At 69.0% G+C, this 21985-nt stretch carries 24 protein-coding genes; 10 read left to right on the top strand and 14 right to left on the bottom strand.

Features of this window, described 5'->3' with window-relative positions:
* Positions 1-100 precede the first annotated feature (100 nt).
* From C475_RS02285 to C475_RS02275, 3 genes are all read left to right on the top strand, one after another.
* Complete coding sequence (locus tag C475_RS02285) at positions 101-2173, top strand: bacterio-opsin activator domain-containing protein (protein ID WP_006882142.1); 2073 nt, start codon at positions 101-103, stop codon at positions 2171-2173.
* 55 nt (positions 2174-2228) lie between these two features.
* Entirely contained in the window at positions 2229-2555 is a 327-nt protein-coding gene (locus C475_RS02280) for a DUF7344 domain-containing protein (RefSeq protein ID WP_006882141.1), read from the top strand.
* Between the two features lie 122 nt (positions 2556-2677).
* On the top strand, positions 2678-3274 hold the full coding sequence (locus C475_RS02275) for a hypothetical protein (RefSeq protein WP_152436307.1): 597 nt from the start codon (positions 2678-2680) through the stop codon (positions 3272-3274).
* 5 nt (positions 3275-3279) lie between these two features.
* Here C475_RS02275 and leuS read toward each other — a convergent pair whose 3' ends face one another.
* Complete coding sequence (gene leuS, locus C475_RS02270) at positions 3280-5976, bottom strand: leucine--tRNA ligase (RefSeq protein WP_006882139.1); 2697 nt, start codon at positions 5974-5976, stop codon at positions 3280-3282.
* Between the two features lie 141 nt (positions 5977-6117).
* Between leuS and C475_RS02265 the strand changes: the two genes are divergently transcribed.
* Together C475_RS02265 and C475_RS02260 are read left to right on the top strand one after the other, a co-directional pair.
* Positions 6118-7059 carry an ABC transporter substrate-binding protein gene (locus C475_RS02265; protein WP_006882138.1) on the top strand — a complete coding sequence of 314 codons (942 nt, stop codon included), beginning with the start codon at positions 6118-6120 and terminating at the stop codon, positions 7057-7059.
* 49 nt (positions 7060-7108) lie between these two features.
* Positions 7109-7381 carry a hypothetical protein gene (locus C475_RS02260; protein WP_006882137.1) on the top strand — a complete coding sequence of 91 codons (273 nt, stop codon included), beginning with the start codon at positions 7109-7111 and terminating at the stop codon, positions 7379-7381.
* Positions 7382-7415: 34 nt separating this feature from the next.
* On the opposite strand, the gene C475_RS02255 is transcribed toward C475_RS02260, so the two are convergent.
* The 10 genes from C475_RS02255 to C475_RS02210 form a co-directional block, all read right to left on the bottom strand.
* Positions 7416-7790, bottom strand: a complete 375-nt coding sequence (locus tag C475_RS02255; RefSeq protein WP_049929909.1) for a hypothetical protein — start codon at positions 7788-7790, stop codon at positions 7416-7418.
* Between the two features lie 151 nt (positions 7791-7941).
* Positions 7942-8757 carry an SAMP-activating enzyme E1 gene (gene ubaA / locus C475_RS02250; RefSeq protein WP_006882135.1) on the bottom strand — a complete coding sequence of 272 codons (816 nt, stop codon included), beginning with the start codon at positions 8755-8757 and terminating at the stop codon, positions 7942-7944.
* A 52-nt stretch (positions 8758-8809) separates the two neighbouring features.
* Positions 8810-9784 (bottom strand): methyl-accepting chemotaxis protein, encoded by a 975-nt coding sequence (locus C475_RS02245; protein WP_006882134.1) that lies wholly within the window; start codon positions 9782-9784, stop codon positions 8810-8812.
* A 107-nt stretch (positions 9785-9891) separates the two neighbouring features.
* Complete coding sequence (locus C475_RS02240; RefSeq protein WP_006882133.1) at positions 9892-11418, bottom strand: carboxypeptidase M32; 1527 nt, start codon at positions 11416-11418, stop codon at positions 9892-9894.
* A 92-nt stretch (positions 11419-11510) separates the two neighbouring features.
* The gene (locus C475_RS02235) at positions 11511-12752 is read right to left on the bottom strand and encodes an aminotransferase class V-fold PLP-dependent enzyme (RefSeq protein ID WP_006882132.1); all 1242 of its coding nucleotides are present in this window, start codon (positions 12750-12752) and stop codon (positions 11511-11513) included.
* Positions 12753-12843: 91 nt separating this feature from the next.
* On the bottom strand, positions 12844-13167 hold the full coding sequence (locus C475_RS02230) for a hypothetical protein (RefSeq protein ID WP_006882131.1): 324 nt from the start codon (positions 13165-13167) through the stop codon (positions 12844-12846).
* A gap of 58 nt (positions 13168-13225) precedes the next feature.
* The gene (locus C475_RS02225; RefSeq protein ID WP_006882130.1) at positions 13226-13516 is read right to left on the bottom strand and encodes a DUF424 domain-containing protein; all 291 of its coding nucleotides are present in this window, start codon (positions 13514-13516) and stop codon (positions 13226-13228) included.
* A gap of 3 nt (positions 13517-13519) precedes the next feature.
* Entirely contained in the window at positions 13520-14248 is a 729-nt protein-coding gene (locus tag C475_RS02220; protein WP_006882129.1) for a tetratricopeptide repeat protein, read from the bottom strand.
* A gap of 32 nt (positions 14249-14280) precedes the next feature.
* A complete protein-coding gene (locus tag C475_RS24180; protein ID WP_006882128.1) occupies positions 14281-14580 on the bottom strand; it encodes a hypothetical protein in 300 nt (99 codons plus the stop codon).
* A gap of 67 nt (positions 14581-14647) precedes the next feature.
* Positions 14648-14989: a hypothetical protein gene (locus C475_RS02210; RefSeq protein ID WP_006882127.1), complete on the bottom strand. Its 342-nt coding sequence runs from the start codon at positions 14987-14989 to the stop codon at positions 14648-14650.
* A 126-nt stretch (positions 14990-15115) separates the two neighbouring features.
* On the opposite strand from C475_RS02210, the gene C475_RS02205 reads away from it, so the two are divergent.
* On the top strand, positions 15116-16381 hold the full coding sequence (locus C475_RS02205) for a M20 family metallopeptidase (protein ID WP_006882126.1): 1266 nt from the start codon (positions 15116-15118) through the stop codon (positions 16379-16381).
* A 36-nt stretch (positions 16382-16417) separates the two neighbouring features.
* Positions 16418-17059, top strand: coding sequence for a DUF192 domain-containing protein (locus C475_RS02200; RefSeq protein WP_006882125.1), 642 nt, complete (start codon positions 16418-16420; stop codon positions 17057-17059).
* Between the two features lie 200 nt (positions 17060-17259).
* Here C475_RS02200 and C475_RS22140 read toward each other — a convergent pair whose 3' ends face one another.
* A complete protein-coding gene (locus C475_RS22140) occupies positions 17260-17742 on the bottom strand; it encodes a DUF302 domain-containing protein (RefSeq protein ID WP_082223228.1) in 483 nt (160 codons plus the stop codon).
* Positions 17743-18035: 293 nt separating this feature from the next.
* Here C475_RS22140 and fer point away from each other — a divergent pair, with 293 nt between their 5' ends.
* Positions 18036-18719: a ferredoxin Fer gene (fer, locus tag C475_RS02185; protein ID WP_006882122.1), complete on the top strand. Its 684-nt coding sequence runs from the start codon at positions 18036-18038 to the stop codon at positions 18717-18719.
* 61 nt (positions 18720-18780) lie between these two features.
* Entirely contained in the window at positions 18781-19548 is a 768-nt protein-coding gene (locus C475_RS02180) for an SAM-dependent methyltransferase (RefSeq protein ID WP_006882121.1), read from the top strand.
* 84 nt (positions 19549-19632) lie between these two features.
* On the opposite strand, the gene C475_RS23710 is transcribed toward C475_RS02180, so the two are convergent.
* On the bottom strand, positions 19633-20877 hold the full coding sequence (locus C475_RS23710; RefSeq protein WP_006882120.1) for a hypothetical protein: 1245 nt from the start codon (positions 20875-20877) through the stop codon (positions 19633-19635).
* A gap of 178 nt (positions 20878-21055) precedes the next feature.
* Here C475_RS23710 and sufU point away from each other — a divergent pair, with 178 nt between their 5' ends.
* Positions 21056-21487: a Fe-S cluster assembly sulfur transfer protein SufU gene (gene sufU, locus C475_RS02170; RefSeq protein WP_006882119.1), complete on the top strand. Its 432-nt coding sequence runs from the start codon at positions 21056-21058 to the stop codon at positions 21485-21487.
* A 53-nt stretch (positions 21488-21540) separates the two neighbouring features.
* Here sufU and C475_RS02165 read toward each other — a convergent pair whose 3' ends face one another.
* A complete protein-coding gene (locus tag C475_RS02165; RefSeq protein ID WP_006882118.1) occupies positions 21541-21906 on the bottom strand; it encodes a hypothetical protein in 366 nt (121 codons plus the stop codon).
* Between the last annotated feature and the right edge of the window lie 79 nt (positions 21907-21985).

The following is a 21985-nucleotide window of genomic DNA, read 5'->3' as shown; positions in this document are numbered from 1 at the left end:
TGTCCCGCCAACTGGCCGAGTACGTACGGCTCCGTTACCCTCGTTTATCGATTAATAACCTGACATATTTACGCGCGGGGCGACCAGTGAGGCCCGAGGAATGACACGGACAGAGGGGGAGAACGCGCGGTCGGGGGGCGAGTGCGCCTACGATCCGTCGGTCGTCGCGGGGGACGAATCGTTCTTCCGGACGCTGGTCGAGAGCGCGTCGGACGCGATCGTGACGGTCGACGAGACGGGGGGGATCGTCTTCGCCAACCCCGCCATGGAGGAGACGTTCGGCTACGACCCCGAGACGCTGATCGGGCGGTCGGTGACGGCGTTCGTGCCCGAGGACCAGCGCCCGCGCATTCGGGCGGCCTTCGAGGCGCTGCAGTCGGCCCCGGCGCCGCCGTCGGAGTGGGACGGGATCGAGACCGTCGGGCGCCACCGGGAGGGGCGACTCGTCCCGATCGAGCTCTCCTTGCGCGCCCACCGCGACGACGGGGCGTGGCTGTTGACCGCTATCGTCCGCGACGTGTCCGACCGCCACGCCGAGCGCATCGAACGCCGCCGCGAGCGGGACCTGACCGAGCAGCTCCTGCGGACGGTCCCGACGGGGCTGGTCGTCCTCTCCGACGAGGGCGTCATCGAGCGGATGAACGACCGCGCGGGCGAGATCCTGGGCACCGACCCGGCGGACGTGATCGGCGACTCCCGGGAGACCGACGCCTGGCGGCTGCTGGACGCCGACGGCGAGCCGATCCCGCCCGACGAGCGGGTGTTCCAGATCGCTCGCGATTCGGGGCGACCGGTGACCGAGGTCGAACAGCGCGTCGAGCGGACCGACGGCGAGCGCGTCTGGGTGCAGGTCAGCGCGGCGCCGCTGTCGGACGGCGACGGCGGCGGCCGAGTCGTGGTCGTCGTCGAAGACATCTCCTATCAGAAGGCCCGCGAGCGCCGGCTGCGCGAGCAGAACGAACAGCTCGAACGGCTCGACCGCATCAACGCGGTCATCCGGGGGATCGACCAGGCGCTGGTGCAGGCGACGACGCGCAGGGAGATCGACGAGGCGGTCTGCGAGGCGCTGGCGGCCGCCGACCCGTACCGTTCGGCCTGGATCGGCGACGTGAACGCCAGCAGCGACGAGGTGAGTCCGCGGGCTCACGGCGGCGACGTGGCCGACTACCTCGACGCGATCACGGTCACGCGGTCGGCCGAGCCGAACGGCACCGGCCCCGCTGGCCGGGCGATCCGCTCGCGGTCGGTGCAGGTCACCCACGACGTGGACACCGACCCGTCCTTCGAAGGGGTGCGCGCGGCCGCGGCCGACCACGGGATCCGCTCTGCGGCCAGCGTCCCGCTGGGCTACGATGGGACGATATACGGCGTGTTGACCGTCTACGCGGACGAGCCGGGCGCCTTCGACGACACCGAACAGGACGTGCTCGCCGAACTCGGAGCGACGATCGGTCACGCGATCAACGCGGTGACGACCCGACAGGCGCTGGTCGCCGAGCGCGTGACGGAGCTGCGACTGGCGATCGGCGACGAGCGGCACTTCTTCGCGGCGCTGTCGGCCGCGCTGGACTGCGAGGTAGCCTTCGACGGAGCGACCGTCCAGGCCGACGAGAGCCTCCGCTACTACCTGACCGTCGCGGGAGCCGACCCGGACGACGTGCTCGGGTTCGCCGACGAGTTCGCGGGCGTCGAGTCGGCCCGCGTCGTCAGCGTCGGCCCCGACGGGGAGTCGCTGCTCGAAGCGACGCTCGACGCCGAGAGCGCCTTCGGCGTGATCGCCGACCACGGCGGGGCCGTCCGCTCGGCCTCGGCGGCGGAGGGCGAGTGCGAAGTGGTGGCCGAGCTGCCGGTCGCCGCGGACGTGCGTACCGTCGTCGAGGCGCTCGACGAGGCGTTCGCGGACATCGAGGTCCGCGCCCAGCGCGACCGCCCGCGTTCGGGGACCGACTCGGTCTCCTCGTCGCCGTCGCTCGACGCCGACCTGACCGACCGCCAGCAGACGGCCATCGAGACCGCCTACTACGCCGGCTTCTTCGAGTGGCCCCGCGAGTCCACCGGGGAGGAAGTCGCCGAGTCGCTCGGCGTCTCGGCGCCGACGTTCCACAAACACCTCAGGGTCGCCGAGCGCAAGCTGCTCGCCGCCCGATTCGACGACGAATCGACGGCGGAGTGACACTAACCGTTTAGCCACGTCACTGAATACCGCAGGGGAGTATGAATCGATACAGATGGGACGAAACCACCACGAGGCCCTCGAACCGGCGACAGACGCGAACGGCACCGCCGAGACCGACGAACTGTTCGCCGTTCTCTCGAACGCGAACCGGCGGTTCGTCCTCTCGCATCTCGCCCAGCGGGAGACGTCGCCCGCGCTCGACCCGCTCGCCGGCGCGCTGGCCGAATGGAGCGACGACCTCTCCCTCGAAGACGCTCGCATCGCACTCCACCACGTCCACCTGCCGAAGCTTCAGGAGACCGGCCTCGTCGAGTACGACGAGACGGTCCGGCTGACCGACGAGGCTGGGGCCCCGCTCGACCTCGTCGAGGACCTGTAGCCGGTCCGATCCGTACGCGCTGATTCTCTCGACACACACGGTTCCCAGCGCCAGCTGAGGCTCGCGCCGCGGGCGTCGCCAGGGGGGCGACCTCGGCGACGCTGAAACGCGCGAACCGCGTGTTGCCGACGGCGTTCGCGCGCGGACAGGTCGCCCGCGGGCTCTCGCGGGTCGATACGGTGAAAGCGCGGGCGGTCGCCGGCTCGCTGGATGGGGTGCCCGACGGGCGGTTGCGCGCCGTCCGTGACGCCGCCGGCGAGCGTGCGACGGTGCAGTTCGCCGCCCGCTACGGCCGCAGCGGCGTCGACCTGCTCGAAGGGCTGAACGACCGCGCCGCCGGACGGCTGGCGGCGATCAGGGCCGATCGCGCGTTCCAGCGGCGGCTGGTCGAGTCCTACGACACGAGTCCCGACGTGTCCGCGGCCGACGTGGGCGCGGGCGTGCGGCGGTATCGGTCGTACGATGGACTTCGAGCGGCTAGCTATACGAATCTAGTCCGGAGGGGTGGCCCACGGGCAGTCGACGCGCTCGGTGCGTTCGACGACGACACGCTGAAGCGGTTCCTCGACGCGAGTGCGGGATACAACGACCAGCGACTGTTCGTGCAGGTGGCCGACGACGACGCTGCAGGGATCGTCGATTCGTTCGACGAGGAGACGCTGACGACGTATCTCGACGCGGAACTGATAACGAGGGAGTCACCCCTGTCGGAGCCGTGACCCGCTCACGCGATATCGATCGCGGGCCGCCCGGGTTCGGCCTTCCCGGCCAGGTCGTCGTCGGCCGCCTCGGCGGACTGGACGACCACCTCGGCGTCGAACTCCGCCTCGATCAGCCACGCGGCGCGCTCCAGCGCCGCGACCTCCTCGTCGGGCGCGAGCACGTCGGCGAGCGCCTCGCGCTCGGCCTGCAGGTCCTGGGCGAAGTCGGCGGCGGCGTCGCCCTGGCTCCGGATCTCGTCGTGGCCCATCAGGTCGCCGATGAGGTTGTCGGCGTCGGACTCGCGGGCGAGTTCGTGGGCGCGATGTTTCCACTCGGGGGCGACCGCGAGCGTGATCGTCTCGGGGTCCTCGATGCCGACCGTCTCGACGATGTCGCGCACGTCTTCGCGGGTGTCCTCGACGAGGCGGCTGGCCACGTCGTACTCGTCGGGGAGGGCGGCGTCGGGCCACTCGGCCTCGGCGAGCAGGCCCTCGCCGTCGAGCAGGCGCCAGACCTCCTCGCCGACGTGGGGCGCGACCGGGCCCAGCAGTTTGACGACCGTGCGCACGCCGCGCTCGACGGTCGCGGGGTCGGCGTCGGGCCGCTCGTGGTAGCGGCGCAGCAGCGAGACGAGGTCGCGGACGGCCTGCAGCGCGTGGTTGAACCGAAACGCCTCGAACTCCTCGGTGGCCCGCGCGGCGGCCGCGTCTATCTCGCGGTCGACGTAGGCCGCGACGGCGTCCTCGCCGGCGTCGGCGCCGCCGTCGGTCTCGGCGAGGTCCGCCGCGAGGCCGTAGAGGTTCTGGAGGAACTGGTGGGCCGACTGCACGCCCTCGGGACTCCAGGCGAAGTCCTTCTCGGGCTGGGCCGCCTCCATGATGAACAGTCGGGCGGTGTCGGCGCCGTACGCCTCGACGATCTCCGTCGGCGAGACGCCGTTGTCGCCGGACTTGGACATCTTGTTGCCGTCTTCGCCCAGCACCATCCCCTGGTTGGTGAGGTTCTCGAAGGGCTCGCGGACGCCCTCGACGAGGTCGATGTCGTCGAGCACCTTCGTGAAAAAGCGGGCGTACAGCAGGTGCATGACGGCGTGTTCGATGCCGCCGACGTAGCGGTCGACGGGCATCCAGTCGTTCGCGCGCTCGCTGTCGAACGGCGCCGAATCGAGGTCGGGCGAGAGGAAGCGCAGGAAGTACCACGACGAATCGACGAAGGTGTCCATCGTGTCCGTCTCGCGCTCGGCCGGGCCGCCACACTCGGGACAGTCGACCGACTTCCACTCCTCGGCCGCGTCGAGGGGGTTGCCCGTCGTCTGGACGAACTCCGGCAGTTCGACGGGCAGGTCCTCGTCGGGCACCTCGACGTAGCCACACTCCTCGCAGTGGACCATCGGGATCGGGGTGCCCCAGTAGCGCTGGCGGGAGATGCCCCAGTCCCGGAGGTTGTACTCGGTGCGGTGTTCGCCGTCGAAGACCTCGACGAACCGCTCGCGGGCCTCGGCGCTCTCCAGTCCGTCGAACTCGCCGCTGTCGACCAACAGCCCGTCTTCGGGATAGGCCGTCTCCTGCACGTCGACGTCTTCCGGATCCGCGTCGGCGTCGTCGGTCGGCTCCACGACCTGCACGATGTCGATGTCGTGGGCCTCGGCGAACTCGTGGTCGCGCTCGTCGTGGCCCGGCACGGCGTACAGCGCCCCCGTCCCGACGTCGGTCAGCACGTAGTCGGCCACGTACACCGGGATCTCCTCGCCGGTGGCGGGATTGACGGCGTACTCGCCGGTGAACACGCCGGAGGTCACGTCGAGTTCGTCCTCGTCGGCCCCCTCGGCCATCTCGATGTACTCGGCGACCTCATCGTTCTCTTCGGCGATCGCCTGTGCCACCGGGTGGCCCGGGGCCAGCGAGAAGAAGGTCGCTCCGTGGATCGTGTCGAGCCGCGTCGTGAAGATGTCCACGTCGCCGTAGCCGGGGATCTCGAAGGCGACGCTTGCGCCCTCTTGCTTGCCGATCCAGTTGCGCTGCATCTCGCGGACGTTGTTGGGCCACCCCTCCAACTCGTCTAAGTCCGCCAGCAGTTCCTCGGCGTAGTCGGTGATCGTCAGGAACCACTGGTCCATCTCACGGTGGTCGATCGGGGAGTCACAGCGCCAGCAGATCTCGGCGCCGCCGGCGTCCTCCTCGACCTGCTCGTCGGCCAGCACCGTCTCGCAGGAGGGACACCAGTTCAGCTCCGCGGCCTGGCGTTCGACCAGCCCCTCCTCGCGGAATCGCTGGAAGAGCCACTGGTTCCAGCGGTAGTAGTCGGGGTCGCAGGTGGTGATCTCTCGCTCCCAGTCGTAGCCAAAGCCCATCGACTTGAACTGCTCGGTCATCGAGTCGATGCAGTCCAGCGTCCAGTCGCGGGGGTTGGTGTCCCGTTCGTTGGCGGCGTTCTCGGCGGGGAGGCCAAAGGAGTCCCACCCCATCGGGTGCAGGACGCTCTCGCCGCGCATGCGCTCGAAGCGGGCGTAGGCGTCCGTGATCGTGTAGTTTCGGACGTGGCCCATGTGGAGTTCGCCCGACGTGTAGGGGAACATCGCGAGGACGTACTCGGGGTCCTCGGCGTCGTCGGGGATGCGGAACACACCCTCCTCGTCCCACGTGCGCTGCCACTCGGGTTCGATCTCCGCGTGGTCGAACCCACGCTCCCGTTCGCGTTGCTCTCCAGTCCCGGCGGTCATGCGCGTACGTCGGACAGCGACGTTGCTATACCTTTCCCTTCGCTGGGACGGGTACACACGGGCGAGCGGGCGAGTCGTCTCCGTGGCCTTCCGCTCGACCCACCACCGTGGTTTTACGTCCGCCCGTCCCCAGCCTCCGCTATGCGCGTCGCCTCTCTCTTGCCGTCGGCCACCGAGATCTGTTACGCCCTCGGGGTCGAGCCCGTCGGCGTCTCCCACGAGTGCGACTGGCCGCCCGAGGCCGCCGACCGGCCGACCCTGGACCGCTCGCGGGTCGACCCAGACCAGGACAGCGCCGCGATCAACGAACAGGTCGCACAGGCCGAGCGCGAACACGGCGGCGTCTACGAGATCGATCTCGACGCCCTCGCCGGCGCGGACCCCGACGTGGTCGTCACCCAGGGCGTCTGCGACGTGTGCGCCGTCGACACGTTGCTCGTCGAAGAGGCCATCGCCGAGGCCGGCGTCGACGCCGAGGTACTCACGACGGACGTACACGGTCTCGACGACCTCTATCGCGATATCGAGCGCTTCGGCGACGTGTTCGACCGCGAGGAGCGAGCGGCCGAACTCGTCGCGGACCTGCGCGAGCGCGTCGCGGCCGTCCGCGAGCGAACGGACGGGATCCCCGCCGCGGAGCGGCCGAGCGTGGCCGTCTTCGACTGGCTCGACCCGGTGATGGTCGCCGGTCACTGGATGCCCGAACTGGTCGAGGCGGCGGGCGGGACCTACCCGATGGCCGACGCCGGCGACCGCTCGACGCCCCGGGAGTGGGCCAGCGTCCGCGAGGCCGACCCCGACGCTCTCGTCGCCGCGCCCTGCGGGTTCGGCCTCGACCAGACGCTCGACACCGCCGACGAACTGACCGGGCGGCCAGGGTTCGACGACCTCACCGCCGTCGAGTCCGGTCGGGTCTTCGCCATGGACGGCCACTACTTCGTCAACCGGCCCGGCCCCAGACTCGTCGACACGCTCGAACACCTCGCGGGACTGCTCCATCCCGATCTGTTCGATAGTCCGCCCGAATCCGTCGCCCGCGACCTGCTCGTCGGCGAATCCGCGCGAGCGGGCCCGAAGCCCTGAGACGCCGCGACCACAAACTACGTATCACGGCCCGAAGACGTGGGACTGCATGCCCTCCGCGAAACCGTTCATCGACCCGGCGACCGGCGAACTGGACACGACGCGAGTCGTCTCGGAAGCGGTCCCGATCGGCAAGCTCGTCGGACTGTTCGTCGGGGTCAGTCTCGTCCCGTTCTCCCTCGTGTTCCTGGCGCTCGGCAACTCGCTGCTCGGTGCCGTGCTGGTCGCGATCGGACAGTTCGTCCTCGCGGTCGGCGCCGCGGTCGTCGTCACCTACGCCGTCGCTCGCGGGATACAGCTGTCGGGCGAGGACGCGCCGTGAACGGTCCGGTTCGAGCCGACGGCCGAGTCACCGGCTAGACGGCGACCAGTCCCACGTAGACGTTCGTCAGCACCACGGCCGCACCGAGCCCGATGACGCCGAGGAACCACGCGCGCCAGCCCGGCACGCGCTCGACGACCGACCGACACTCCAGGAGGACGACACCGGCGTACAGCACGACGGCGGCCTTCAGCGCGACCATCAGCATCGGGTGGTGCACCAGCAACAGGCGGATCCACGGGTTGGCCTCCAGCGAGGGGCCGGCGAACGCCACCGCGACCAGCGTCGAGGCGGCGTCGCCGAAGCCCCAGATCATCACCAGCGACAGCACCAGCTCGACGTAGCCGGGCTTCTCCAGGCGTATCTCCGACCAATCGAGCGCGTCGCCCATCGTCTCTGGCTCTGACATCGAATCCGGAGCGATCCGCTCCGTTCGTCTCTCTCGAATATCCACGCATAAATCCTCCTGACGGAGTATCATCGATGAGATTCTGGATCGGTGACGTGAACGACGCGGGGAGTGATCGAGAGCGTGGAGCGAATACGGGAGCGGGGGGCGCTCAGTCGGCCGGGACGGCGCAGCTCTCGGCGTACTCCACGTCGTCGACGGAGTCGATGGGGTCGTCGCCACAGACGGGGCAGGCGGGGTTCGAGCGGACGGTGACCTCCTCGAAGGACATGTCGGCGGCGTCGTAGACGACCATCCGGCCGTCCAGCGACTCGCCGACGCCGACGAACTGTTTGACCGTCTCGGTGGCCTGGATGGCGCCGACCGTACCCGGGAGGACGCCGAGCACGCCCGTCGTCGCGCAGTCGGGGACGGCGCCCTCGGGGGGCGCCTCGGGGAACAGACAGCGGTAACACGGGCCCTCGCCGGTGAAGGTGGTCACCTGGCCCTCGAAGCGGTAGATGGCGCCGTGGGAGAAGGGGACGCCGGCGAGCGTGCAGTAGTCGTTGATCAGGAACCGGGTCGGGAAGTTGTCCGAGGCGTCGACGACGAAGTCGTAGCCGTCGACGAGGTCGGCGACCGTCCCGGGGGAGACGGCGACCTCGTGGGGTTCGACGGTCACGTCGGGGTTCAACTCGCGGACGAACTCGGCGGCGCTCGCCACTTTCGGGCGGCCCACGTCGCTGTCGCCGTGGACGACCTGGCGCTGGAGGTTCGAGCGCTCGACGGTGTCGTGATCGACGATGCCGATGGTCCCGACGCCCGCGGCGGCGAGGTACTGGAGGACGGGCGAGCCCAGCCCGCCGGCGCCGACGACCAGCACCGCGGCGTCGAGCAGGCCCGCCTGGCCCTCCGGACCCACCTCGTCCATGATGATGTGCCGGGAGTACCGATCGAGTTGCTCCGGGTCGAGATCCGGCCCTGCCATACCCGCGAATACCGGGTCGAGCGGGTTAAGCGGTCCGCTCGCGTCGCCGCCGTCAGTCCCCGTCGATCAGCCGGTCCATCTCGCGGTTGATGTCCGCGACCTGGTCGGTCTGGTCGTCGGCCTCGGCGGCGATATCCGCCGTGGAGTCGGCGATCTCCTCGGCCGCGCCGGTCGCGTCGTCGACCATCGCCGCCACCTCCTCGGTGGAGGCGGCCTGCTCGTCGGTCGCTGCGGCGACCTCGTTGATGCCGTCGTTGACCTCCTCGACCGCCTGGTGGATGTCCTCCAGCACCTCGATGGCGTCCTCGACCATGTCGATGCCGCGCTCGATCTGCTCGTTGGACTCCTCGATGGTCTCGACGGCGTTGCGCGTGTCGTCCTGGATGCCCGCGACCATCCCCTCGATGGTCCCGGCCTGGCTCTGTGACTCCTCGGCGAGGCTCTTGACCTCGTCGGCGACGACGGCGAAGCCCTCGCCCGCCTCGCCGGCGCGGGCGGCCTCGATAGAAGCGTTGAGCGCCAGCATGTTCGTCTGGTCGGCGATGTCGTTGATCACCTCGACGATCTCGTCGACCTCGCCGACGCTGTCCTGGATCGTCAGCACGTCGTCGGCGACGCTCTCGGAGGCGGCCTGGATGTTCTCCATCGCCGTCGAGATGTCCGCGGCCGAGTCCTGGCCCTCCTGTGCGAGGTCGCGCGCCGTACTGCTCGCGGCCGAGACCTCCTCCGAGGACGAGGCGATCTCCTCGACCGCCGCGCTGAGGTTCGACACCTCGTCGGCGACCTGGGACATCCCCTCGTGTTGCTCGGCGGCGTGCTCGCGGATCCCGTCGATCTCCTCGGCGATCTCGATAGAGGAGTCCTGTAGCTCCGCGAGCGAGGTCTGGATCTCGCTGGCCGCCGCCGAGTCGTACCCCTGATTGCGGTCGATCCCCTCGGCGATCTCCTCGTCGATGTCCTTGTCGATGTCCTCGTCGAGCCCGCTCTCGGCCGCCAGATCCGTGGTCTCGTTACCGGTTCCTGCCATTGTATCGGTGCAGGGAAGCAGTTCGGCAAAAACGTTCGGCTGCAGTTATCCCGCGTGAGAACCCGAGTGACAACGGTCGTACATCGGAACCGCTCGCGCTCGGAGGGTCAGAGGTCGTAGAGGTCGCCGAACTTCTCGGTCGCGTAGTCGACGAAGTAGTCAGCGGTGAAGCCTTCGCCCGTGGCTTCGCGGACGAGGTCGTCGGTCTCGTAGCGACAGCCGTGGCGGTGGACGCTCTCGGTGAGCCACTCGTGCAGCGGGTCGTACTCGCCGCCCCGGATCTTCCCGTCCAGATCCTCGATGGCCTCCTCGGCGCTGGCGTACAGCTGGGCCGCGAGGACGCTCCCCAGCGAGTACGTCGGGAAGTAGCCCAGCGAGCCGTGGGTCCAGTGGATGTCCTGCAGGCAGCCCTCGCTGTCGGTCTCCGGTCGCACGCCGAGGTACTCCTCCATCTTGTCGTTCCACACGCCCGGGACCTCCTCGACGTCCAGATCCCCGGAGATCAGATCGCGCTCGATCTCGAACCGGAGGATGATGTGCATGTGGTAGGTGAGCTCGTCCGCTTCCACCCGAATGAGATTATCCGGGTAGATCTGGTTGGCGGCCTCGTAGAACTCCCGAGGTGAGGCGTCCACCCCGAGCCCCTCGTTGACGGTGTCGGCGAAGCGGTCCCAGAAGGGGCGCGAACGCCCGACGTGGTTCTCCCAGAGCCGGGACTGGGACTCGTGGACCGTCAGATCGCGGGACTGGCCTAGCGGCGTGCCGTAGTGTTCCCGCGGCAGCCCCTGGGTGTAGGTGGCGTGGCCGAACTCGTGGATCGTCGAGCCGATGGCGCCCATCGGGTCGGCGGGGTCGAACCGCGTGGTCACGCGGGCGTCGAACTGCGTCCCCGTCGAGAACGGGTGGGCCGCGGTGTCCAGCCGGCCGCGCTCCCAGTCGTAGCCCAGTTCGTCCAGCGCCGCCCGGACGGTCTCTTCCTGGGCGTCCTCGCCGTATTCGCCGTCGGCGAACGGGTCCGCCAGTTCCGCGTCGCTGTCCTCGATCTCGTCGATCAGCGGGACGAGTTCGTCGCGCAGCCGTTCCAGCACCCGCTCGGCGGTGTCCAGTCCCAGATACGGTTCGTACTCCTCGAACAGCACCTCGTACGGGTCGCGGTCGGGGTCGATCGCCGCGGCGTAGTCGCGTTTCAGTTCGACCATCGTCTCCAGCGTCGGCGCGAAGGCGTCGAAGTCGTCCTCGGCCTTGGCCTCCTCCCAGACCGGAAGGGCGTTCGACGCCGTCTCGGAGATCTCCGTCACGAGCTGTTCGGGCACCTCGACGGCCCGCTCGTGCTCGCGGCCGACCTCGCGGACGACGGCCCGCTGGCCGCCGGTCAGGTCTGCGTCGCCGAGCTCCTCCAGCCACTCGCCGACCCGCTCGTCGGTCAGCCGCTCGTGGGTGACCGCCGACAGCGCCGAGGACTGCTTCGACCGGGCGGGCGTCCCGCCCTCCGGCATCGTCACCTGCTGGTCCCACCCCAGCACTCCGCCGGCGTCGTTGAGGTAGGTGAGCTGTTCCACGTGCGCCTCGAAGGCGGGATAGGGCTCGGGCGCGGACTCGGACTCGGACTCCGATTCGGGGGATTCCGTTGCCATCACCACCCGATAGCGGCCCTGTCCGTATCAAAACACGGGTGGACGACCGCGCTCGTCAGGGCGAGACGACCAGCACCGCCGGCACCGGCCACTCAGGCGAACAGTTCCCGCGCGGTGTCGAGCGCCTCGACCAGCGTGTCGACCTCCGCCTCCGTATTGTAGATATAGAAGCTCGCACGCGTCGAGGCGGGGATGCCGAGCTTGTCGTGTAGCGGCTGGGTGCAGTGGTCGCCGGCCCGCACCGCGACGGCGAAGTCGTTGAGGATCTCCGAGGCGTCGTGGGCGTGGACGGTCCCGAGGTTGAACGACACCAGCGCCGCCCGGTCGTCGCCGGGCGGCCCCAGGATGTCGATGTCGTCGAACTCCGAGAGGCGGTCGTAGGCGTACTCAGCCAACGCTTCGCCGTGCCGTTGCACGTTCTCCATCCCGATCTCGTCGAGGTAGTCGCAGGCCTCGGCCAGCGCGATACCCTGGGCGATGACGGGCGTGCCGGCCTCGAACTTCCAGGGGAGCTCGTGCCACGTCGACTCCTCGAAGGTGACCTTCTCGATCATCATCCCGCCGTAGAGATACGGCTGCATCTCCTCCAGCAGGCGCTCCTTGCCGTAGAGGACGCCGATACCCGTCGGACCGCACATCTTGTGGCCCGAGAAGGCGAAGAAGTCGGCGTCGATATCTTTCACGTCGACGGGCATATGCGGGACGGACTGGGCGCCGTCGACGAAACACAGCGCATCGTGGTCGTGAGCCACGTCGGCGATCTCCGAGACGGGATTGACCGTGCCCAGCGTGTTCGAGACGTGGACGACGCTGACCATCTCGGTGTCGTCGGTGACGAGTTCGCGCAGATGGTCCATGTCGAGATAGCCGTCCTCGTCGACGCGGGCGTACTTCACCGTCGCGCCGGTCTTCTTGGCGATCTGCTGCCACGTCACGAGGGCGGCGTGGTGCTCCATCTCGGTCATCACGACTTCGTCACCCGGGCCGAGTTCGGCCAGCCCCCACGCGTAGGCGACGGTGTTCATCGACTCGGTGGTGTTCTTGGTGAAGACGACCTCCTTGCGCCCGTCGGCGCCGATGAAGTCGGCGACGCGGTCGTGGGCCTCCTCGTAGGCGATGGAGGCCTCCTGGCTCAGCTGGTGGAGCCCGCGGTGAACGTTGGCGTTGGTGTGGCGATAGTAGTGGGCGATGGCGTCGACGACCTGGTCGGGCGTCTGGCTGGTCGCCGCGTTGTCGAGATACGCCAACTGCTCGCCCGCGAACTCCCGTTCGAGGATCGGAAAGTCCTCGCGGATGCGCTCGACGTCGAGCGACTCCGATTCTGACACTCCCATTACTCCAAGGCAGGTGCTCGACGGGCAACATTCCTTCGGTTTCCCGAAAACTCAGTTCGCGCTCGGCGAACACCGCCGACACCCACCGAGTTCAGACCCACTCGCGGACCGGCAGGACACCCCCGAGCGTCGTCACGAAGACCACGAGACCGACGAGGAACACGGTGAGGCCGACCCCGAACGACGCGGCGGAACTCGCGCCGAGGACAGCCGTCACCCCGGAGACGAGGAAGACGGTGCCGATCCCGAGCAACAGGAGCGTGCCGACGACGCCGAGGATCGCGTCCTCGACGGCCTCGTGGACGATCTCGTAGAGCCGTTCCTCGTCGATTTCGGCGACCGATCCACCGTCGGGAACTGCCGGGTCGGACCCTCCGTCGGAGTCCGCGGGGTCGTCGCTTCCGCTGTCGGGCATGCGTCTGTCGACTCGCTGTGAGGTCAGAAACGTTGCGGTCGCGACGGCCGGGCCGCGGTCACATCCACAGCAGTTGCGCGTGGCGGGTGCCGTCGAGTTCGAGGACGTTCTCCTCGTCGACGAAGCCGTGGTCGACGGCCAGCCCGACGGTCTCCTCGCCGACGAGGTTGGCCGTCGTACAGCGCTTGAGACTGTCGACGACCTCCTCGGCCGAGGCCTCCTCGCCGTCGTAGAAGTCGGGCTCGACGGTCAGGGAGACGCTGCCGTTCTCGTAGGTCTCGCCCAGGTCCTCGGGGTCGCAGACCGAGACGAGCAGCCCCTCGTCGGTGTCGCGTTCGTTGAGCAACATCGCCTACTCTAGCATCTCCGCCTCGGCCTCCTGGCGGAGCTCGTCGGCCTCCTCGGCCAGCTCCTCGGCGCGGTCGTCCTCGCCGAGTTCCTCCAGAGCGCGGGCCTTCTCCTCGATGATCTCGGCGTTGCGAAAGCCCAGGCGGATCGCGTTGTCGAAGGCGTTGCGGGCGTCCTCGGCGAGACCCCGTTCGAGGAGGAAGAAGCCGCGGTTGTACCAGCCCTGAGCGAAGCGGGGGTCGACCTCGACGGCGCGTTCGGCGTGTTCGAGCGCCTGCTCGGTGCGGCCGGACTCCCAGAGGGCGAAGGCGAGGTTCGTCTCGGCGGTGGCGGCGTGTTCGGAGTCGTCGTCGATGTTCAGGGCCTCGCGGTAGGCGCCGATGGCGGCGTCCCACTCCTCCAGTTCGGCGTGGGCGGCGCCCTTGTTGGTCCGGGCCTCCTGTTCGATCTTCTCGTCGTCGGCGAACTGGGCGGCCCGTTCGAGCGCCTCGGTGGCCTGTTCGTAGCGGTTGATGCCGATGTAGCTCAGCCCCACGTCGAGCAGCTGTTCGGCGTCGACCTCGTCGGAGGCGAGGCTGCGCTCGTCGAGGAGGTCGGTGACGGCCCGCGAGTCGACGGGGTCGACTCTGTCGGTGTCGACGTGGAACTCCGGCGGGTCGATGTCGAACCCCTCGTAGGGGTCGCCGAAGCCCTGCCCCGAAGAGAACTCGTGGTCGTCCCGGTCGTCAGTCATACCCCGGGGTACGCGAGCCGAGCGGTTAAGGGCTACGTCCCGGGCTCGTCGGGGTCGGTCCCGTTCGCGCCGGGATCCGAGCCGGTCGGTGCGTCAGCCCCCTCCTCCGCGGCGTCGGGGTTGATCTCCACGATCGGATCTTCCCCCGGGAATCGGCCGAGTGCGCTCACGACGAGGTAGATCACCGCCCCCGCGAGAAACAGCGTGCCGTCGTACTGGTAGTTGCTCAACGGGCCGAACGCCGAGGCGAGCAAGGCGACCAACACCGCCGTACAGCGGCGGATCGTGGTGCGGAGGGCAGCGATGTCCGCCGCGCTCGCCGTGTCGTCCATGCACGGCGACGCGACCGGACGGGGGCTAAATCTATCGGTCAGCCGAACGCCGCCGGTGGTCGCTCGGTTACCAGTGTCCTCCGCCGAACGTCGCGGCCGGCGGACGGTCCGGGTCGTCGGCGTCGCTCTCGTCGGCGCCGTCTCCGTCGTCGGAATCGGCGCCGTCTCCGCTGTCCCCGCCCCCGTCACTCGGCGGTCCGCGTGGCGAGTCGGCCGAGTCGGCGCTCCGCCGGACGAGGCCGGCGAACAGGCTCAGGGCGAGGTAGCCGACGGCGAGGTACGCGAGGAAGTAGCCGAAACTGTTGTCCGGGCCGTACGGATGCGTGTTCGCGGCGATCAGCCCGAGACCGACGACGACGACGGCGGTGCAGCGGCGGAGGGTCAGACGCAGGGCGGCGGAGTCGTCCATGCGTGGCCGTGACTCCGCCGCGGTGCCTAAGTGTGACGGCCGTTCGCCCCACCGCGACAGCCCCTCCCACTACTCCCCGGAAACCGGAGGCGGGGCTTGAAGCCGACGGCGCCCGACGGGACGGCCATGGAACGGCAGGCGGACGTTCGAGCGCTCGCCCGCGACCTCGTCTCGGTCCCCAGCCACGAATCGGAGGCCGCGGCGGGCGACCGCATCGAGTCCTGGCTCCGCGAGCACACCGACGCCGCGGTGACCCGCGACGACGCCGGCGGGCCCGAACGCGGCGGCAACGTGATCGCCCGGAAGGGGTCGGGCGAGACCTCGCTTGCGCTGGTCGGCCACCACGACGTGGTCCCGCCCGACGAGTCACAGGTCGACGGCGGGGAGTACGTCGTCCGAGAGGACCCCGCCGACGGCGAACCGTCCGGTGGCGACCGCGAACGGACGGACCGACGACTCCACGGCCGGGGGAGCGCCGACATGAAAGGCGCCGTCGCGGCGGCCATGTGCGCCTTCCGCGACAGTGAGGTGCGACGCACCTCGGGCAGCCGGACGGCGTCCGGCGACGGCGAGCCGCCCGCGGGGGTCGAACTCGTCTTCGCCTCGTTCGTCGGCGAGGAAGTCGGCGGCGTCGGGGCGCGCGCGGCCATCGACGACGGCTTCGCGCCCGACTACGCCGTCGTCGGGGAGGGCTCGACCGGCTACTCCGCGCCGGGCGTCACCGACGTGGCCGTCGCCCACAAGGGCCGGCGCGGGTCGACGCTCGTCGCCGAGGGGTCGGCCGCCCACGCCAGCGAGGTCGAGTCCGGCGTCAACGCCATCTACCGCGCCACCGACGCCGTCGACGCCGTCCGAGACCTCTCGTTTCCCGCCACCGAGGTCCTGGGCCACGAACTGTCGGGGAGCGTCGCGGTCACGGGGATCGAGGGCGGGTCGGCCTGGAACGTGATCCCCGAGCGCTGCGAGGTGACCGTCGACGAGCGGACGGTGCCCGGCGAGCGCGCCGACCTGGAGCGCGTGGAATCGGTCGACGGCGTCACCTGGTCCGTCGACCAGGACCTGCCGCCGATGGCCTGCGACGACGCCGCTTTCGCCGACGCGGTCCTCGCGGCGGCCCGCGACGCACACGAAATCGAGGGAGCAACGGCGTCGGGCGACGATGGGGCCACCCCGGACGAGCGCCCGGCGGCACCCGGCGACGGCGCGCCCGAACAGGTGGTCAAACCCCACGCGACCGACGCGGGCTGGCTCGCCGACGCCGGGACGACCTGCGTGGTCTGTGGTCCCTCCGAACCCGGCGAAGCCCACACCGCGACCGAGAGCGTCTCGCTGCCCGTTCTCGACCGCTGTTACCGGATCTACCGCGGCGTCGCCGAGTCCTGGGGTGGATAACCTCGTGCTTATCAGCCGACAGCTCTAACGGCGAGTATGCGACGGCGAGCGTTCCTCGCCGCGTGTGTCGCCGCCGGGGTGGCCGGCTGCCGGGGCGACGACGCGTCGACAGACGGCGGAACCGACGACGGTGGTGGGGCGGAAGCGAGTACTCCGACTGGCCGGTCCGGCGGGGCGACGCCGACGGGGACGCCTACCGCGACGCCCACTGAGACACCGACGGAGACCGCGACCGCGACGGCCTCGCCGACCGCGGTCGGGAACGGGACCCGCGAAGCTGTCTTCCCCGGCTACGAGACGACCGACGTTCGAGTGACGACGCCGGACGGCGAGCGGCTCGGGTCGGTGACCGCCGCCATCGCCGATACCGGGCAGTTACGCTACACCGGGCTAAGCGACACCGAATCGCTGCCGGAGAACATGGGAATGCTGTTCGTCTACGAGGGGGTGGACGACCACACGTACGTGATGCGCGAGATGGACTTCGGCCTCGACATCGTCTACGCCGACGACGAGGGAGTCATCACGCAAATTCACCACGCGCCCGCGCCCGGCCCGAACGAGGACGGCGGGGACCAGACCTACCCCGGCCGGGGCCAGTACGTGTTCGAGGTGAACCGCGGGTGGACGACCGACCGCGGCGTCGAGGTCGGCGACGTGTTGCGCTTCGAGCTGTGAGTTCGAGCCGTGAGCGTCGTTTGCCCGGACCAGTTGCCCGTCCGCGTTCCGGCCAGCGATCAGTGCATGTTGCTTATCGACTACCGATCATTCTGTCTGTTTAATTTTCTGTTCAGCATCGCGTGCTGACACGCAAGTCGGTCTCGATCAGGTATTGTGTCGCCTTCGTTGGTACCGTCTGAGATTTGGGGTACCTATTTTCAGTCCTCTCCGGCTGCGACTGCGGCCAGCGACGACAGCGCGTCTGAGGCGGTCTCCACCCAGTCGTCCTTGCCGTCGATATCGTGTCGGTCGACGAGATACGCCGGGTCGTTGTACGTGACTGTCACCGTCCCGTCGTCCTCCTCCGTAACAAGCAGTTTCATCGGGAGGTCGATAGCGATGCTCCGGCCGGCCTGCATCAACGGCGTCCCAAGGTCGGGGTTGCCGAACACCAGAACGGTCGTCGGTGGGAGGTCGCGGTCAACCGTCGTTGCGTTGGCTTTGTGGTCGAACTCGGCCATCAGCCCCAGTTTCTCTTTTTGCCCGATAGCATCTTTGACGCGCTTGACGGAGTCAGTGACGCTCGCATCACTCTCTATCGTTACGAGCCCGTCCGTCACACCACCATCTGCGAGCAGTTGCCGCGCATCATTGGCCGTGCTGTCTGCCTCGTCGTGAGCTTCGAAAGGGGCGTCCGTCATCGTTGGACAGACGACCGCCTCTCATTTAACCCCGGCTTGTAGTTAGCGGGCGGTTTTTGGCAGTTATGAAAGGTATCTGCTTCCGCTTCGATACCTATTTCATCTGCACTGAGCATCCGCGCGCCTGCGGCACGCGGTTCTCCGGACGCGACCGAAGGGAGCGTCCAGCCTTCTTCGTGAGCGAAGCTCTGCCGGTGTTTTCACCTATCTTTTTTACGGTGGGGTGGGTGCGGCTTGCCCACCCCTCCGCGAAAAAGATGGGGTTTATGCGCCTCTTGCCGCTAGAGTCGCGCGTGGAGTCGCCGTTCGACGTTCTCTCGGTCGAGCCGGACGCCGACGAGGAGGCGATCAAGGAGGCCTACCGGGAGACGATCAAAGAGGTCCATCCCGACCACGGCGGGTCGGCCCGGGAGTTCCAGCTCGTCAGGTCCGCCTACGAGGAGATCAAAGACGGGGGCGCCGAGGCGGTCGGCGAGGAGGACGAGGACCGGTCGCCGGCCGAGCGGGCCGAAGCCGCGGCGTCGCCGAGGGAGGGCGAGGACCCTCGCCGCGAGCAGCGGTGCCGGGTCGAGTATCTCAATTACGAAGTGCTCGACGACCGGGGGTGGGACCTCGACGAGGCGGACCTCATGGAGACCGCCGCCGACGGCGGCCTCGACCGCGAGGACTACGGGCAGTTCTGGGTGCGCCCGCGCGAGTCGCTGCTCGAAGCCGCCGAGCGCCACGGCTTCGCCTGGCCCTTCGCCTGCCGCGGCGGCGCCTGCGCCAACTGCGCGATCGTCGTCCTCGAAGGGGATATGCGGACCCGCGTGGACCACGTCCTCCCCGAGGAGATGCTCGACGAGGGCTTTCAACTGTCCTGCAACGGGATGCCCGTGACCGACGAACTGCAGGTCGTCTACAACGTCAAGTCGATGCCCGAACTGGAGGACCTGTTGCTCCCGCCCCGGCCGTTCGAGCAGGCTCACGACGACTGAGGCCGGGACCCGATACCGCGCGGCCCGCAGATTTTTCCCGAGCGAGCGCGAGCGGACGACCGTGACACAGTGGCCCGACCGCCTGTTTCGTGAGCAGGCGGACCTGTTCGCGGAACAGTTCGAGGACATGTTCGCGGCGGCGGACGCCGAGGTCGCGGACCTGCTCGACCTGCTCGCCGACGAGTACGACTGCGAGCCCGAGCGGTCGCTCGACGTGGCCTGCGGCGTCGGCCGGCACGCTCTCGCGCTGGCCGACCGTGGGGTCGCGGCCGAGGGGCTCGACTTCTCCGAGTCGTTCCTCGGCCGGGCGCGCGAGCGGGCGAACGAGCGTGGGCTCGCCGACCGGACCGCCTTCCGCCACCGCGACATGCGCGAACTCGACGAGCTGTCCGGGAGCTACGACCTGATAACGGTGTTCTGGAACTCGCTGGGCTACTACGGTCGCGAGACGGACGAGGCAATCCTGACCGACGCCCGGGAGCTGCTGGCCGACGACGGCGTCCTCGTGGTCGAGCAGTCCAACCGGGACGCCTTCGTCGCCGACTTCGAGGAGGCGACGGTCACGGAAGCCGACGGCCACTTGACCGTCTACCGACAGGACTTCGACGTCGAGACGAGCCGGTTTGCGACGACGCTGGACGTGTTCGACGCGGACGGCGACGGCTACGACTACGTCGACACCATGGAGTGGGAGAATCGGCTGTACGCCCCGCCGGTGCTCCGGGAGCTGTGCGAGCGTGCCGGGTTCGAGGACGTGACACTGGTCGGTGGGTTCGACGGGAGCGAGCTGACGCTGGAGTCGACGCGGGTCGTCGTGCTGGCGCGCTGACTCGCACGGAGTATCGCGAGACAGTCCAGGATCGAGCGCACGACTGCGTGCGACCGCCCCGGGAAACGCTCGCGATACTCCGTCTCAGCCGCCGAACTCCCAGCCTGCGCTCTCCAGCCGCTTCTCCTCGACGCGGTCGCGGCCGGCCTCGTACTCGTCGGCGTCGTGGTGGGGGCGCTCGTCGGCCAGGTCGCGGGCGCGCTCGAACCACTCCTCGGCGTCGCCGTAGCGGTCGCCGGCCTCGTCGGTGTCGTCGATGTCGTCGGCCTCGCGTTCGAGCGCGGCGGCGTGGGCGCTCATCGCCTCCAGCAGGCCGGCGGTGACCCAGGTGAGCTGGTACTCCAGGGCGTCGCCCGAAACCGGGGCGTGGCCGTTCCAGCCGGCGTCGGCGGCCGCGCGGTAGCGGTCGAACGCCTCCTCCCAGGCGTCGACGGCGACGGTCGCGTCCTCGGCGTCGAGCGCCGTCTCACAGCGCCCCGCTGCGTCGTCGAGGAACCGCTCGCCGGCGTCGCGGAGGTCGGCCTCGATGGCGTCGAGTCGGCTCTCGGCGCCCTCGGGCGCGTCGTCGACGTCGTCGATCACGTCGCGGGTCTCCTCGACGGCCCCGCCGGCATCGACGTACGCCTCGCAGGCCTCGCCGTAGCGGCCCTCGTCGAGCGCCGTCTCGACGGTCTCGTACTGTGATTCGGCGCGGTCGAGCCACGAGTTCACGCGGGTGTGGGCCAGTTCCTCGACGACCGCCTCGATCTCGGCGCGGATCTTCTGTTCGGGCGCGCGGTCCTCACGGGTGGCAGAGCGGCGGGCCTGCGAGAACTGTGAGCGGGCGGTCAGCGCGTGGTTGTTGGGGTCGGCGCCGCGCTCGCAGGCGTCCTCGTAGGCGGCGATGGCGTCGCGGGCCTGCGCGAGCGCGCTGGACATATCAGCCCACGACGAGCCCACGTTGCTGATGTAGTCTTCGGCGGCCTCGGCGTCGCCTTCGTCGGGGTCGAAGACGACCATCTCGTCGTAGGTCTGGATCTCCAGCTTGCTGTTGATCAGTCCCTTGCGGATGTGGCAGGTCTGCAGTCGGGTCATCTCGAAAGCGATCTCGGTCTCCTCGGGCTGGTCGCCCAGCACCCAGAGCACCCGCTCGTCGGTCACGAGCATGTAGGCGCCGTGGCCGCCGCCCGATTCGATCGTCGTCGTTCGACCGTCCTCCGTGTGTTCGATCGTCCCGTCGTTGGCGAGCGCGTGCTGCAGCTCCTCGCCGTCGCGCAGCAACCCGTCGAGGTGCTCCGCGTCGACCTCCCCCGACCCACCGGATATCGCGTCGTTTACTCGGTCGAACATTGCCCTGTGGTTGTGCTGTATTTCCGGGACGGTAGGTAATAAACTTCGGTGTAGATTCACGGCGCGAAGCCGCCCGGCGATCGGCTGTCATAGCACGTATACTCCGGAATCGTTCGGTCGCGTGACAACCGCTCCCTCGGAATCCTTTTCCGCCGGTAGGGCATACTCACGGCCGACAATGGGTATCGGCGGATCGGACATGTACCGACAGCAGATCCTCGACCACTACAAGAACCCGCGTAACTACGGGGAACTCGAGGAGGCCACGTTCACCCACGTCGGCGAGAACCCGATGTGCGGCGATACCATCGAGATGGATGTCGTCCTCGACGACGCCGAGGAGACAGTCGAGCGCGTCGCCTTCCGCGGGGACGGCTGCGCTATCTCCCAGGCCTCCGCCTCGATGCTCTCGGAGCAGCTCGCGGGGATGGCGGTCGAGGACCTGAAAGAGATGGACAGGGACGACGTGATCGATATGCTCGGCGTCGACATCTCGCCGATGCGCGTCAAATGCGCCGTGCTCGCCGAGAAGGTCGCCCAGGACGGCGCGGAGATCTACTTCGACGAGTTGGACGTCGACAGGACGACGACCGAAGACGACGAAGACTGACCGGGCGGGCCGGCCGCTTCGGACCGCAATCCTCCGTTTTTCCACCGCTTCGCTTACTGCGCGTCGTCGGGCTCGACGACGGTCGTCTCGTCGTCGACGCCGTGTTCGATGGCCACGGTGTGGCGGGTGTGGCGGGCGTGGGTCCGCGCCCAGCGCTCGGCGGCGTGACGAGCGAGGTGTTCTGACAGCTCGGTACAGCGGCGACAGGAGGCGAGCCACGTTCGCACGTCGTCGGGGAAGTGGCCGGTGTGGCGCTTGTGGTCGAGCGCGAACTGCTCGACGGCCTGGTTGCCGACGCCCAGGTCGTCGAGTTCGTAGGCCAGGTCCCACTCGCGGTCGCAACGCGAGCAACTGACCGTCGGCGTGTCGTCGACCTCCGCCGTCGCTTCGCCGCCCGCGTCGTTGCTGTCGTCTGGCACGACACACGATTCGGCCGCGAGCGGCTTGGGTCTGACGGGGCCGCGCTCGTCGAAACCGGGACGTATTTTGCGTTCACCC

Origin of the sequence: Halosimplex carlsbadense 2-9-1, from assembly GCF_000337455.1 — an archaeon.
GTDB lineage: Archaea > Halobacteriota > Halobacteria > Halobacteriales > Haloarculaceae > Halosimplex > Halosimplex carlsbadense.
The sequence above is the reverse complement of the archived record's forward strand: the minus strand, read 5'-3'. Positions and strand labels throughout refer to the sequence as shown.